Consider the following 12,895-nt stretch of genomic DNA (forward strand, 5'->3'; position numbering starts at 1 on the left):
TCAGGAAATCCGCATAAGCGTCTCTATATAGGCGTGTTACCGCTACAGCATACTGCTGATAACTTTGGTGGTATAGCGTTCCTTCTCGGTCGACGCTACTCTTGCTCCACTAACCTTTCTTGCGATCCGGCAGCCAGATTCGGGGAAGCCCTAAGCTTCCCGTGACGGCTGCCATTTCGTCCTTAGGCAATAGGCTGCACGGTGCCCTTCCCAATCAGTTCCTCAACGCGCTCCACCCAGCAGCGGTCTGCCGCCACGCTCATCTGCTCGGGCTCAAGAATCACCTGGAACTCACCCTTCTTCTCCAGGAAGATCATCACCTTCCCGGGTCCAGGCGCCGCCTCTGCCGCACTCTTCAGGCCTGAGAACATCTCCTCCGTTGCGCGATCGAGGCTGATGCGGATGCGCACCGCATTGGGCAGCTTCACCTTCACTTCTTCAAGCGGCTGGATCCCGCTTACCGAGATCTTCGGAGCAGAATCCTCCTCGCCCATCAGCATTCCGCGAACGACAACCGGAGCCTGGATCTTCCACTGCTCCGTGAGCCGCTCGTAGTCGCGCGCAAAACTGATCAGGTCGATTTTGCCCGTCGCGTCTTCGAGCGTGCCGACCGCATACAGCTTTCCATCGCGCTTGCTCTTCTGCACCCGGAACCCATGAATGATCCCGGCGACCTGAATCTCGTCTGCCGGATCAGCGTCCTTACCCCAGCGGCGCTCCGGCGGTTTCCGCTCCAGAGCGTCAGCTGTCGAAATAATTCCGGAAAGATTCTTGATCTTGTCCGCGTACTTGTCGAGCGGGTGCCCTGAGACAAAAAAGCCAAGCACTTCTTTCTCATTCGCGAGCCGTTCGCCCTCTTCCCAGTCGGGCACTTTCGGCAGATCGTGCCCGTTCTTGCCGTGCGCCGGCCCAGCATCGAACAACCCAAACAGCCCGGCCTGTCCCTGCGCCGCATCCTTCTGCGCTTTCTGCGCGCTCTCCATCGCCTTGTCGATTCCCGCGAAGAGCGGCCCGCGTTGCCCCATCGAATCCAGCGCTCCAGCCTTGATCAGCGACTCAATCACGCGCTTGTTCATCACGCGCAGGTCGACCTTCTCGCAGAACTCCCACAGGTCCTTAAACCGCCCGCCTGCTTCGGCACGTCCCTTGATGATCGACTCGATCGCGTTGCCGCCAACATTCTTCACCGCTGCCAATCCGAACCGGATCACATCGCCTCGCGGAGTGAACTGCGCGCCCGAAGCCTGCACATCCGGCGGCTCAACCGCGATGCCCATCTCCTTGCACTCGCCAATGTACTTCACCACGTTTTCTGGCTTCGACGTTTCCGAAGTCAGCAGCCCCGCCATAAACTCCACGGGATAGTGCGTCTTCAAATACGCCGTCTGATACGCAAGCAGGGCGTACGCCGCCGAGTGAGACTTGTTGAATCCGTAGCCCGCGAACTTCTCCATCTGATCGAACAGTTCGCCCGCCGTGCCCTTGTGGATGCCGTTCGTAGCAGCGCCCGACATAAACCGTTCTCGCTGCTTAGCCATCTCATCAGCGTTCTTCTTGCCCATCGCGCGACGCAGCAGGTCGGCCTCGCCGAGCGAGTAGCTGGCCACCACGTTCGCAATCTGCATCACCTGTTCCTGATACACGATCACGCCCAGCGTCTCTTTCAGGATGCCTTCAATCTGTGGCAGCATGTACTCGACCTTGCGTCGCCCCCACTTGCGCTCGATGAAGTCGTCGATCATGCCGCCCTGGATCGGACCTGGCCGGTAAAGCGCGTTGAGAGCCGTCAGGTCTTCGACCGTCTCCGGCTTGTAGCGCCGCAGCACATCGCGCATCCCGCCCGACTCAAACTGGAACACGCCCGATGTCAGCGCCGAGTGGAAAACCTTCTTGTACGTCTCCTCATCCTTCAGCGGAATGGTCTCGATGTCGAGTTTGACACCGCGATTCTCTTCGATCAGCTTCAGACAATCGGTGATGACGGTTAGGGTCGTCAGACCGAGAAAGTCCATCTTCAGAAGGCCCATCTTCTCCACGGCCTTCATGTCATACGCAGTGACGATTTCGTCGTTCTTCGTCCTCGATACCGGAACAAGCTCGGTTAGAGCGCGCGGGGCAATCACCACGCCCGCAGCATGTACACCCTGCCCGCGAACCAGCCCCTCGAGCTTTTTCGCTGTATCGATCAGCTCGCGAATCTGCTTGTCGTTGTCATAGACTTTGCGCAGATCGGGCGACTCTTCCAGCGCCTTGTCCAGCGTCATGCCGATCGTCGGAGGAACCAGCTTCGCCACACGATCTACATCGCCGTAAGGCATATCCAAAGCGCGGCCGCAGTCCTTGATCGCAGCCTTCGCTGCCATCGTGTTGAACGTGATGATCTGCGCCACCTGCTCGCGGCCGTACTTCCGTGTAACGTAGTCGATCACCTCACCGCGGCGGTTCATGCAGAAGTCCACGTCGATATCCGGCATCGACACGCGCTCCGGGTTCAGAAAGCGCTCGAACAGGAGCACATTCTGCAGCGGATCGATGTTGGTGATCTCCATGACGTACGCCACCAGCGAGCCAGCCGCCGATCCACGCCCCGGGCCCACCGGGATGCCGTGGTCCTTCGCGTACTTGATGAAGTCCCACACAATCAGGAAGTAGCCCGCATACTTCATCTGCTTGATGCAGGCAATCTCGCGCTCCAGCCGCGCCTCATACTCATGAATCGGCGACCTCAGCAGTCCCTGCGACTGCAAATGATGGATCGCCGTGTCCAGCCGCTTCTTGTATCCCTCGCGGCAAACCTGCTCGAAGTAGCTGTCGATCGTGTGCCCTGGCGGCACCGCAAATTCAGGAAATGGATTGTCCACCGGGTGCAGCTTGAAGTTGCAGCGCTCCGCGATCTCCATCGTCCGTTCCATCACGCCGGGCGAGTCCGGAAACAGCCGCGCCATCTCATCGGCCGACTTCACAAAGAACTGATCCGAATCAAACCGGAACCGATCCGCGTCATGAATCTTCGCTCCGGTCTGCACGCAGAGCATCACGTCGTGCGCGTGCGAATCCTCGCCGCAGAGGTAGTGCGAGTCGTTCGTCAACACCAGCGGAATATTCAGGTCTTTCTCGAGTTGGAAGAGCCCCGACTGAATCTTCTTCTCATCCTCGAGGCCTTGATCCTGAATCTCGAGGTAGAAGTTCCCCCGCCCGAAGATGTCCTGGTACTGCGACGCCACGGCCTTCGCCTTGTCGTATTTCCCCGCCATCAGCTCTTCGCTTAGCTCGCCGCTCAGGCACCCTGAAAAACCAATCAGCCCCTTAGAGTTATCGGCAAGAAACTTCTTGCTCACGCGCGGCTTGCGATAGAAACCGTGCAGGCTCGCCTCGCTCGTCAGCCGGATCAGGTTGCGGTACCCCTCTTCGCTCTCCGCCAGCACCAGCAGGTGGTTGTACTGATCGTTCGGAGTCTCCGCACGATGGTCCTCGGCCTTGCACACGTAAAGCTCGCACCCCAGGATCGGCTTGATTCCCTTGGCCTTGGCCGCGTTGAAAAAGTGCACAGCCCCGTAAATGTTGCCGTGGTCGGTCATGGCAACGGACTTCTGGCCCAGCGCCGCTACGCGATCGATCAGCTTATGCACATCGCAAGCGCCATCAAGCAGAGAATATTCAGTATGGAGGTGGAGATGAGTGAATTCAGCCATGGACCTGTGTCTATTTTAGGTGGGACTTGAATGGGGTGCATTCGGTTGAAAACGGGGCCGAAACTGCTCTCGGGCAGCGAATCAGGCTGAAAAGCTAAACGACTGAAATCATTCTCGATTCCCTTCTGTCACGTTACCCCAGAGAATCCCGTAGCGACTTTTCATCCAAATTGGTATCTAATTATCTGTAGAGTTTTAGATTAAAGCACCCTAGAGGTACACATATGCATAGATCCCCCTGGATGGTCATTGGGCTCGCTGCCTTATCCCTTTCAATCTCCTCGGCTTCTGCTGCAGCTCAGAAGGTGCCTGTCGACGTCCTGTATCGCCAGGACAGCGATGTTGTGTATCACGCAGTCATCCCCGGCTACTCCGGCCCCAACGCCGACGTCACCGGCGCATGCACCCTCGATCCCGACCCGGCCAACTGCCCCGACCCGAATCTGAACTCCGATCCCAAGGGAGCCCCGACGTACCTCCTCCTGGGAACCACGCTCTCGCTCGGCCTGCCCGACGGCCGCATCGCCCTCGTCAACTGCATCAGCCGCCACTCAGCCAATGGCAACTACATCAACCGCCACAGCTGCGGAATGCCCATGACCGAACGCGCCGATGCCGAATTCACCGGCCAGAATGCAAAGCTGAGCTGGACTCTGGGGCAGAACGGCAACAGAATTGAGTCCGAAACTTACCGGGTCGTCGCCGTACTTCCCAAGCCCGGCGAGAACAGTCAGTTCGCGTCCAATCACGAACCCGCCCGCGCAACCACTCGATAACCCGTTCCACACAGGTCCTTTGACTCCGCGGCTGGGCTAAGATAGCCTCGGCTTTCCCGCCGCGGAGGTCCGTTTTCATGCGCAAAAACCGCTCTGTCCCGCCCTGCCCCGTCATTCCCGTCCTCATCTACCCAGATCCAAGCGCCGCCGCTGAGTGGCTGTCGAAGGCATTCGGTTTCACCGTGCGCCTGCGTATTGCGAACCACCGCATCCAGATGCGCGCCGGCGAGGGCTGCTTCACCATTGCCGAGGGAGACGTGAAGCCAAACCGCTCCTCCATCACACAGGTGAGGATTGAGGACGCCCTGGCTCACTGCGAACGCGCCCGCCGCAATGGCGCTGTCATCCTCACAGAACCCAGGGACCACATCTACGGCGAGCGCCAGTACAACGCCCAGGATTTCCACGGCCACTATTGGGATTTCACCGAGACGTTGGCCGATGTGGAGCCCGAGAGCTGGGGCGGCGTGTCTGTGGCTCTCTAACCTGGCCCAAAACACTCCTCATAAGGTATGTTTGGGGCACTCCGCACGCCCCCTTTCCCGCCGCCCAAGTACCTAGGTGTGAGTACACCACCGGGACGTTGTATTTACCGGAGCCATGCCAAGGGCGCTTACTGGATCGAATCAGCTGGAGATCGATTGCTGTTCAACTCTCCGGGCCCCTTGTCTCGAGCTCGATCGAAGCGCCTACACAGGAGGTCAACACCTTGAAACCAAGAATCGTTTTTCACGTTGTCGCGGTGATCGTGATTGCAGCCGCAGTGGCGGCCGCTCAATCGCCCAAGGATCAGAAGCAGGACCAGTCGAGCGCGCCCCAAAGCCGGCAGGCGAGCATTCCCTCCGTTTCCGAACGCGAAGCCGGCTCAGGAATGGCCACGGGAAAGCGTCAGCATAATCCGGTAAACATCACAGCACGCGAAGCGGGCAGCGGCCTGGCCACGGGCCGCAAATCGGGTAGCGTGATTGCGGCCGACTACGATGCAATGACCGCCCCGCGCGAAACGGGCAGTGGCATGGCCACCGGCAAGAGCATCTCCGGCGACCCGCACGAATACCTGAATGAGCGCAACTCTGCACATGCAGCAGAATCGCTCGATGTAGATTCGAAACACGCTGGCAACATGTCGTCGGCCCAATCGAACCCGATGTACAAGGATCCCGGAACTGCCGGCTCCAATCCCCTTTATCAAGGCAAGGACAAAACCGCCGCACCTGCCGGCAACGGAACCAAACCGGCCGAATACAAAGATGGCGAGGACGGAACTACACACACTCGTCCCGGAAACCACAAACCCTCAAAGTAGATTCCTCGCGGTCAGGCGAAGCCGGCTCTAACCCGGGCCGGGTTTTCCTGATACGCCCTCCACTTTCGTGGGAGTGCTCTCTTCTCAGGTTGTATGTACAGTAACCTTTGGAAGCGATGTACTGGTTACGACCGAGCAGGAAGGCAAGCTTACCAACCTGCCAGCGGGCCACCCTTTCTGACGGAGTAGTTGTTCATGAAAGCGCGCATCGCCTTTTACTTTGCTGCTGTAGTTGCCTTGGTTCTCTTCCTTGCCGCCGCTGTTCCCTCGCATGCCACCCAGCATCGCGATCCTGCATTGACACCCGACAACATGCAGAAAGCAGCACCGGCGCCATCGCCGAACGTGAAGCCCACCGGCGCGCCCGAACCGAGCGCCCCCAAAAACCGCAACCAGTCTTCTAAGACCCCGAAGCAATCGTCCGGTCAGAATGGCTCAAGCCATAAGCCCGGCCGCTAGCTAACTGCACTAGTATCGCCAACTCGTCAGGTCTGCACCCGCCGGCGCCGTCTTCTTGATCTGTTCCAGTATCTTCGGCAGGTACTGTGTGTTGTAGTGCAGCCGCGAGTACGCGTTCGGCAGTTTCGGATCCCCGTTCCAGCAATGCTCGGCCCGCGGACCGTAGGTCACTTCTCCTCCATACGCAGGGCTCTTCGTCGTATTCAGAAAATCCTCCATCCGATACACCGCGTCATTCAGGAAGTACGTATCGTCCGATCCGACGTAGATATGGATCTTGCCCTCCAGCTTCGGTCCGAGCGTCGCCCAGTCGCGCTCGAGGATGGCTTCGAGATCGTAGTGCTGCCGCCAGTACTCCGCCACCGCGTGATCGATCGCGCCCGTGTCCTTGTCGAAAATAGCCTTCGGATAGCCATCCTCGCCGACAGGTGAGTAAACCGCCTGCCAGATGTCGAACTGCTCGCCGCTACGCCCATGATCGCCAAGGGCAAGCTCGTACTCGTTGATCTCTTTCGTCGTGATCAACGTGTGCCCGAGATAATCGCGCATCGCCGGCTGGGCTACCCGCTTGTGCGCCCCCTCCAGGTAGAACGCATTCTTGTCCTCGTAGAGGTTGATATCCGTGAAGGCATGAAAGTCGATCGGGTCGGGGCATGCCGCGAAAGCTCCGTTGTAGTGGTCCGGATACAGCACCTGCACAGCCAGCGATTCCCAACCGCCCGTCGAGCCGCCATAGACAAATCGCGCCCATCCCTGCCCGAGCCCGCGGAACTGTTTCTCGATCGCGGGGATGAGCTCGTTCTCGATCGCATCGCCGTACGGTCCCACGTTCGCCGAGTTCACCGCATACGAATCGTCGTAGTATGGATTAGCGTGCTGGATCTTAATGATGAGCACGCGGGGAAAGTCAGGCGATGTCCACTGCTGATAAAACTTGTACGCTTCCTCCTGCTGAATGCGGTTGTAACCCGCGAGATGAAAGCGCTCGCTGTAGTCAGGCTTCAGGTTGGCATCCGGCGGCGTGGTGCGGAAACCGTCGAAGTCGTCGACGAAGTGATCGTGGAAGATGATCAGCGGGAAGTGCGCACTGGTGTGCTCGTCAAATCCCTCCGGAACCAGAATGGCAGCGCCAAGATACATAGGGCGTCCCCAGAACTTCGTGAGCACCTCGCTCTGGATGCGGATATGCCGGACGTACTTCGTGTCCTTTGGAGGCTCGATGGGCGGAATCACGCTGGTGAGTTCCACGCTGATGGGGGCAGCGTTCGGACCGATCGCGATCTTCTTCGGCTTAGAGTAGAGATTCCCAGGCGAAATGTTCCAGTGCTGGCCCTCCCCCTTGTCGGGGTGCAGCTTCACGGTCTTGCCATCGCTGCGGTGAAACGTCTCGTACTTGTTCAGCACAGCCTGCACCGTGTACTCGCCCGGAGGAACATCCTTGAGGCTGCGAATCGGGCAGCCATGCGCGGCGGCGTCAACAAGCGTCGGGTGACCTGCAGCCCAGCCATCCACCGTCACGCCGAATAGCATCTGCGAACGCGGTGTGTCATCGATCTGGAACCGCGGTTCAGCGCTGTTGTCCGTAGAGAGCAGGAGCAACAGCCGCCCGTCGAGCGGCTCAGCGCTCAAGCTCTTTTCATAGCTGACAGAAAAGCTCTGTGCGGAAGAGATGCACGTGGCGACACCAAAAAGGCCGAGTCCCAAAACCAGTTGCTTGATCATGCTCGCAATATACAAGCGCCGTCGTGCCCAGCGGAAACTCTTCTGCTTCTGCCACGAGCAGCGCTATCATTCAGACAACCTCCCGCTCCTCTGCAGCCCCGGAGTCACCATGCTCGACCGATGGCGCCTCGCGATCGTATTCGCTCTCTTTGGCTTTCTGGCCAGCGGAGCCCTGATCATCAGCGGCTCCATGGGAAACAACTCAGACCTCGAAACGCGCTGGGGATGGATCATCGATATCGCTTGCCCTGCACACCTGGTGATGGTGCAGTTCTTCCCCGGCGTAAACGATGGCTCCTCCACAATGCTGCTGTTGATGATCGGCCAGACTGTAGTCAACGCGGGCATCTGGTTCGCCGCCGGAGCACTACTTACACGCATTGCACGAGGATGACAGGTAGGGCAACCTTTGCGGCCACCCGAGATCGCGATTACTTTGAGGGATGAAATGATTGCAGCGCAATCCGCATACCGCAAGCAGCATCCGCCGGGGAACGTACGCGGCTTTCTCGTTTTGGCGATCGCCACAATTTTCGGGAGCACTGCCTGCCAGTCGCGTGCGCCGGCAGTGAAGATGCCGATCAAGTTCTACTATGTCCCCATCGGGGTCCAGACTTTGGTCCCGGTAATGCCCAGAGAGATGGAACGGAAGGGCAGATATTGCTGGATGGACTCTGAGGGCGACGCTATAGGGGTCGAGCGAATACTTGCCCGATCTCTTACATCCGGTCCAGAAGCTTTTTCCGATGGATCGACACGTGTGAAGTTGATGGATGGAAATGATCTCTTGATCGCTTTCGTCGACAACTATGGAGGAATTCGCTTTGCAAATGGCAGGTTTGCGAAAACGAAGAATGACGATTTGCACGGACTCGAGCAGCTGATCGAGTCTCGGTGCAGATCTCTATTTTCTGAATTGCACCAGCAGCCGTAGAGGCACCTCCATCGGCCTTGTCAAAACATCCCTTGCATAAGGCCATCTGATCCCCTACTTTTGCGGCTTGTCGTATGGCTGTCTGTCCGTGATGCGCGGACGGTTCTCGGCCTGCAGCTGTTTGCTCACCTGCTCTACCTCCCGAAACACCCGCAGCAGATTGCCTCCCAGAATCTTGCGGCAGTCTTCAGCGGAGTAGCCCCGCTGCATCAGAGCCTCCGTAAGCTTCGGCAGCCCTGCCGGCGAATCCATCCCCTCCGGCAGTTGCCCATTCACTCCATCGAAATCAGAACCCAGTCCCACGTGATCTACCCCGGCAACCTTCGCGATATGGTCGATCTGGTCGACGAGCGCAGAGAGCGGCGGGCGCGGTATACGATCGGCATACTGGCGCTGCAGCTTCTCGATCTCCTTTGCGGGCGTCTCCTTGCCCTCGGCTTTGTACTTATCCTTCAGCGCCTGCACTGCCTTCTCGACCTCTGGCTGCATCGCCTTTTGCGCATCCCGATATTGCTGCGAGACGAACGCCGAATAGAAGTTCACCTGAACCACGCCGCCCTTTGATCCCGGCCCGCCTGAGTTCGCAACCGCCCGCAGCATGTCGTCCGTCATGTTGCGCGGAACGTCGCACAACGCCCGCGCAGCAGAGTGCGAAGCAATCACCGGAGCACGCGATATCACGAGCGTCCGGAAGAATGTGCGGTCGGACACGTGTGAAATATCGACCATCATGCCTAGCCGGTTCATCTCGTACACAACGTCTTTCCCGAACTCGCTCAGCCCTTCCTTCGTATGCGGAATGTTCGTGTCGTTGATATCGCCCGACGAATCGGCCCACCCGTTCGAGTTCGACCACGTGAGCGTCATGTACCGAACACCGAGCGCGTAGAACTGCCGAAGCAGAGCAATCGAGTCCTCGATAGAGTGCCCGCCCTCGATCCCCATCAATACGGCTATCTTGTGTTCACGATGAGCCAGCTCAATGCCCTCGGGAGTCGTGACGAACATCAGCTTGTCCGGATGCTTCGCCACCTGCTGCTTCACCGCATCGATCAGAATGAGCGTCCGCTGGGCGTAGTGGCCCTTCTGTGTCTCGGGCTCCACCCATATCGAAAAGAACTCAGCGCCAACATTGCCCTTCTGAGCAGACTCGAGATTCCAGTTGCCCCCGTTCAGCGGATCAGCAAGATCGTAGTTTTCGTCTGCAAGGCGCTGCGGCGTGTCGGCATGGGTGTCGATCACGATGGCAGAGCGGTGCACCTGTTCAGGCGTAATTTTGGTCGTCATCTTTGGGGAATGTCCGGCAGGGGCTTGTGAGTACAACGGAGCTGATACCGCGACCAGCAGGAAGGCGAGCAACACACGAGTCCGCATAGGCTTGGGAAAAGTATAAAGACAGGGATCCGAGATTACGGGAACAGGGATCAGAAAATCTCCGCGTCCGCTGAAGCCGCGGGTGCCTGTTGAGTGTACGTTCTACCCGGTCAAAACGGAACTTGCCTTCGGCCAACCTCTAACCCGGCGTCTGAATCCATGCTCGGAGCAGTGGGCACGCAATCTTTGTAGCTGCCGGGGTTCCGGCGGCGGGAGCGGTAAAGATGACACTATCGAGAACGACAAGAGACCACGATGAAATTCGTAAATGGGCCGAGAGCCGGGGAGCTGTTCCGGCCGAAGTAGCAGGAACCGAGAAGGGCGGCGAACCCGGAATTCTGCGATTCGAATTCCCCAAGGCGCCGAACCACAACGATTCCAAGCTCCAGAAGATCGAGTGGGATGACTTCTTCGAAAAATTCGACGAGAGCAATCTCGAACTCGTCTACCAGGAGAAGACAGCCGACGGCGAAAAGAGCAACTTCAACAAGCTCGTGCATCCCTCAAACGAAGAGCATTCGTCGCGCAGCAAATCTCACTCCGGATCTTCCTCGAGCAGCGGCCGCAGCAACAAGTCAGAAACCGATGACGAGAACGAGTCTCGCAGCGGCACTTCCCGCAGCTCAGGATCACACTCTTCGAGCCACGGCTCCGGCAGCAGCAAGGCGAGTGCATCCGGTGAAAGCGACATCGACGACGAAGATATCGACGATGAAGACGACGAGGACATAGAAGACGATTACGAAGAAGCAGCCGGTGCCGACGATCTTGACGACAACGGCGAGCCTCGCAAACCCTCCGACAGCTCTTCGAGCAAATCCGGAAGATCCGGATCTTCGTCGAAGTCGTCCGGATTATCATCGTCTAAATCGGCTGGATCATCCTCAAAGAGCTCCGGAACCAAATCCAGCTCAACCAGCTCGAGCAGCAAATCCAGCAGTTCAAAGAAGAAGTAGACATACAGGTCCAGTCGAGACTCGGGTGCCCCATGTCCCCTGTAGTTGGGGACATGGGAGACAACCTCAAGCCGCTTCCGATTGTCAGACTCGATTTCCCTTACTTAGATCGGCATTCTTCCGCCCGTCGCTCCGTAGATTTCGCCGTTCACATAGCTGGCGTCATCGCTCGCCAGAAAACAAAAATCCCTGCCTGCTCCACCGGCATCGCAGGACGTTTGAACGTCGTGTTCTGCCCAAACGTCTTCACCTTCTCCGGCTCCATGGTTGACGGAATGAAGGGCGTCCACACAGGCCCCGGCGCAACTCCGTTCACCCGCACGCCTCTCTGCTCCATCGCCATCTTGGCAATGCTCTTCGTCAGGCTGGCGAGTGCCGCCTTCGTCGCCGCGTAAGGCGCAAGCGACGGCTCTGGCGTGAAGCTCTCAATCGATACCGTGTTGATGATCGACCCGCCCGGCTGCATGCGCGGCAGAGCAGCTTGTGTCATAAAGAACGTCCTATACACATTGGTCCGGAAGGTCGCATCGAACTCATCTTCCGGAATGTCTTCCAGCTTCTCGTACGTCCGCTGGTAGCCGGCGTTATTCACCAGGATGTCGAGCCGTCCCAGCTCTGAGAACGCCTGGTCCACGAGCTTTCGGCAGAACTCTTTCGTGCGAATGTCTCCGGGGACGTTGATCGCACGCCGGCCCGTCTGCTCGACGAGGCGCACCGTTTCCTCCGCGTCCTCCTTCTCCTCCTTCAGGTGCGTGAACAAAACGTCCGCGCCTTCTTTCGCATAACAGAGAGCTACTGCCCGGCCGATGCCGCTGTCTGCCCCCGTTATCAGAGCCACGCGGCCCTTCAGCCGGCCGTGACCGGTGTAGCTGTTCTCGCCGTAATCGGCTGGCGGCTTCAGCTCTCGCGAACTCCCGGGAGGAGCCTGTTGCTGGGCCGGAAATGGCGGTTTTGCGAAACGTTCGCGGGGGTCGGTCAGGGTGGCGGTGTTTGTCTCCACGGCGGGGTTCGATGAATTCGGCATCAGGCGGAGTCTCCTCGTTTCGTCCTCTGATGCAGGACCGATTGGTAACGTGGGATGCTCCCGCGGGACCGGATTTTTGTTCTTGCACATCAGTGGAAGTGCTAGAATTCAGGCCAAATCTATCTCTTCGATTGCACCTAAAAGGAGTCACCCGGTGATGCGCTCGTTCCGCCATCTTGCTGCTTTGATTGGTTTTGCTGGACTTTTGGCCGGTTCATCTCTCGCGAGCGCGCAAAGCGCGGATCTGCCGGATACCGCACCCATCGCGACCATCGGCGCAGGCTCTACCGTAGCCGTCAATGTCGACATCCTGTTGCCCGCCAATCAGGGCACGATCTACATCCAGAACGGCTCCGTCACCACCTGGGAACAGGTCGACAAAAAATCGCCGAGCTGCCGCCTCAATGCCGTGGAGAGCCCCGTCGTTCGGCGTCTCGTTCCCGGCCGCAAACTTGTCATCACCGGCACTACCCAGAACAACGGCAGCGTCTTCTTTTACGGCGACGTCCTCCAGTTCGAAGAAGATGCGACCGTCAGCCAGTTCCAGTGTTCCCCCGGACACAAAGGCGCCATGACCATCGGCGAACTGAAGCAGGTCTTCGGCAGCATGTTCTCCCTGATTCAGGCTCCAGCCGTCGTCGGCGAGTAGAAC

Annotated in this window: 11 protein-coding genes; 7 read left to right on the forward strand and 4 right to left on the reverse strand. The window is 58.5% G+C overall.

The annotated features are described in order from the left end of the window. Positions 1-182: 182 nt before the first annotated feature. Positions 183-3,692, reverse strand: a complete 3,510-nt coding sequence (gene dnaE, locus DHV10_RS03580; RefSeq protein WP_109484924.1) for a DNA polymerase III subunit alpha — start codon at positions 3,690-3,692, stop codon at positions 183-185. Between the two features lie 224 nt (positions 3,693-3,916). Between dnaE and DHV10_RS03585 the strand changes: the two genes are divergently transcribed. The 4 genes from DHV10_RS03585 to DHV10_RS03600 all read left to right on the forward strand — a co-directional run bounded on the left by DHV10_RS03585 (position 3,917) and on the right by DHV10_RS03600 (position 6,233). Then, positions 3,917-4,468: a hypothetical protein gene (locus DHV10_RS03585; RefSeq protein ID WP_162601165.1), complete on the forward strand. Its 552-nt coding sequence runs from the start codon at positions 3,917-3,919 to the stop codon at positions 4,466-4,468. 77 nt (positions 4,469-4,545) lie between these two features. After that, the gene (locus DHV10_RS03590; RefSeq protein WP_109484926.1) at positions 4,546-4,953 is read left to right on the forward strand and encodes a VOC family protein; all 408 of its coding nucleotides are present in this window, start codon (positions 4,546-4,548) and stop codon (positions 4,951-4,953) included. Positions 4,954-5,177: 224 nt separating this feature from the next. Beyond that, entirely contained in the window at positions 5,178-5,774 is a 597-nt protein-coding gene (locus DHV10_RS03595) for a hypothetical protein (protein ID WP_109484927.1), read from the forward strand. 195 nt (positions 5,775-5,969) lie between these two features. Beyond that, positions 5,970-6,233: a hypothetical protein gene (locus DHV10_RS03600; RefSeq protein WP_109484928.1), complete on the forward strand. Its 264-nt coding sequence runs from the start codon at positions 5,970-5,972 to the stop codon at positions 6,231-6,233. 9 nt (positions 6,234-6,242) lie between these two features. Here the strand turns inward: DHV10_RS03600 and DHV10_RS03605 are convergent, their stop codons facing one another. Then, positions 6,243-7,955 carry an alpha/beta hydrolase-fold protein gene (locus tag DHV10_RS03605; protein ID WP_109484929.1) on the reverse strand — a complete coding sequence of 571 codons (1,713 nt, stop codon included), beginning with the start codon at positions 7,953-7,955 and terminating at the stop codon, positions 6,243-6,245. Between DHV10_RS03605 and DHV10_RS03610 the strand changes: the two genes are divergently transcribed. Then, a complete protein-coding gene (locus DHV10_RS03610; RefSeq protein WP_109484930.1) occupies positions 7,954-8,349 on the forward strand; it encodes a hypothetical protein in 396 nt (131 codons plus the stop codon). The genes DHV10_RS03605 and DHV10_RS03610 overlap by 2 nt on opposite strands. A 594-nt stretch (positions 8,350-8,943) precedes the next feature. On the opposite strand, the gene DHV10_RS03620 is transcribed toward DHV10_RS03610, so the two are convergent. Continuing rightward, positions 8,944-10,176: a dipeptidase gene (locus DHV10_RS03620; RefSeq protein ID WP_204101309.1), complete on the reverse strand. Its 1,233-nt coding sequence runs from the start codon at positions 10,174-10,176 to the stop codon at positions 8,944-8,946. A gap of 311 nt (positions 10,177-10,487) precedes the next feature. On the opposite strand from DHV10_RS03620, the gene DHV10_RS27490 reads away from it, so the two are divergent. Further along, a complete protein-coding gene (locus DHV10_RS27490; protein WP_204101310.1) occupies positions 10,488-11,219 on the forward strand; it encodes a hypothetical protein in 732 nt (243 codons plus the stop codon). A gap of 148 nt (positions 11,220-11,367) precedes the next feature. On the opposite strand, the gene DHV10_RS03630 is transcribed toward DHV10_RS27490, so the two are convergent. After that, a complete protein-coding gene (locus DHV10_RS03630) occupies positions 11,368-12,243 on the reverse strand; it encodes an SDR family NAD(P)-dependent oxidoreductase (protein WP_239461270.1) in 876 nt (291 codons plus the stop codon). A 157-nt stretch (positions 12,244-12,400) separates the two neighbouring features. On the opposite strand from DHV10_RS03630, the gene DHV10_RS03635 reads away from it, so the two are divergent. After that, positions 12,401-12,892: a hypothetical protein gene (locus DHV10_RS03635; RefSeq protein WP_109484933.1), complete on the forward strand. Its 492-nt coding sequence runs from the start codon at positions 12,401-12,403 to the stop codon at positions 12,890-12,892. The last annotated feature ends 3 nt before the right edge of the window (positions 12,893-12,895 follow it).

The organism is Occallatibacter savannae (assembly GCF_003131205.1).
In the GTDB taxonomy this organism is placed as follows: Bacteria; Acidobacteriota; Terriglobia; order Terriglobales; family Acidobacteriaceae; genus Telmatobacter; species Telmatobacter savannae.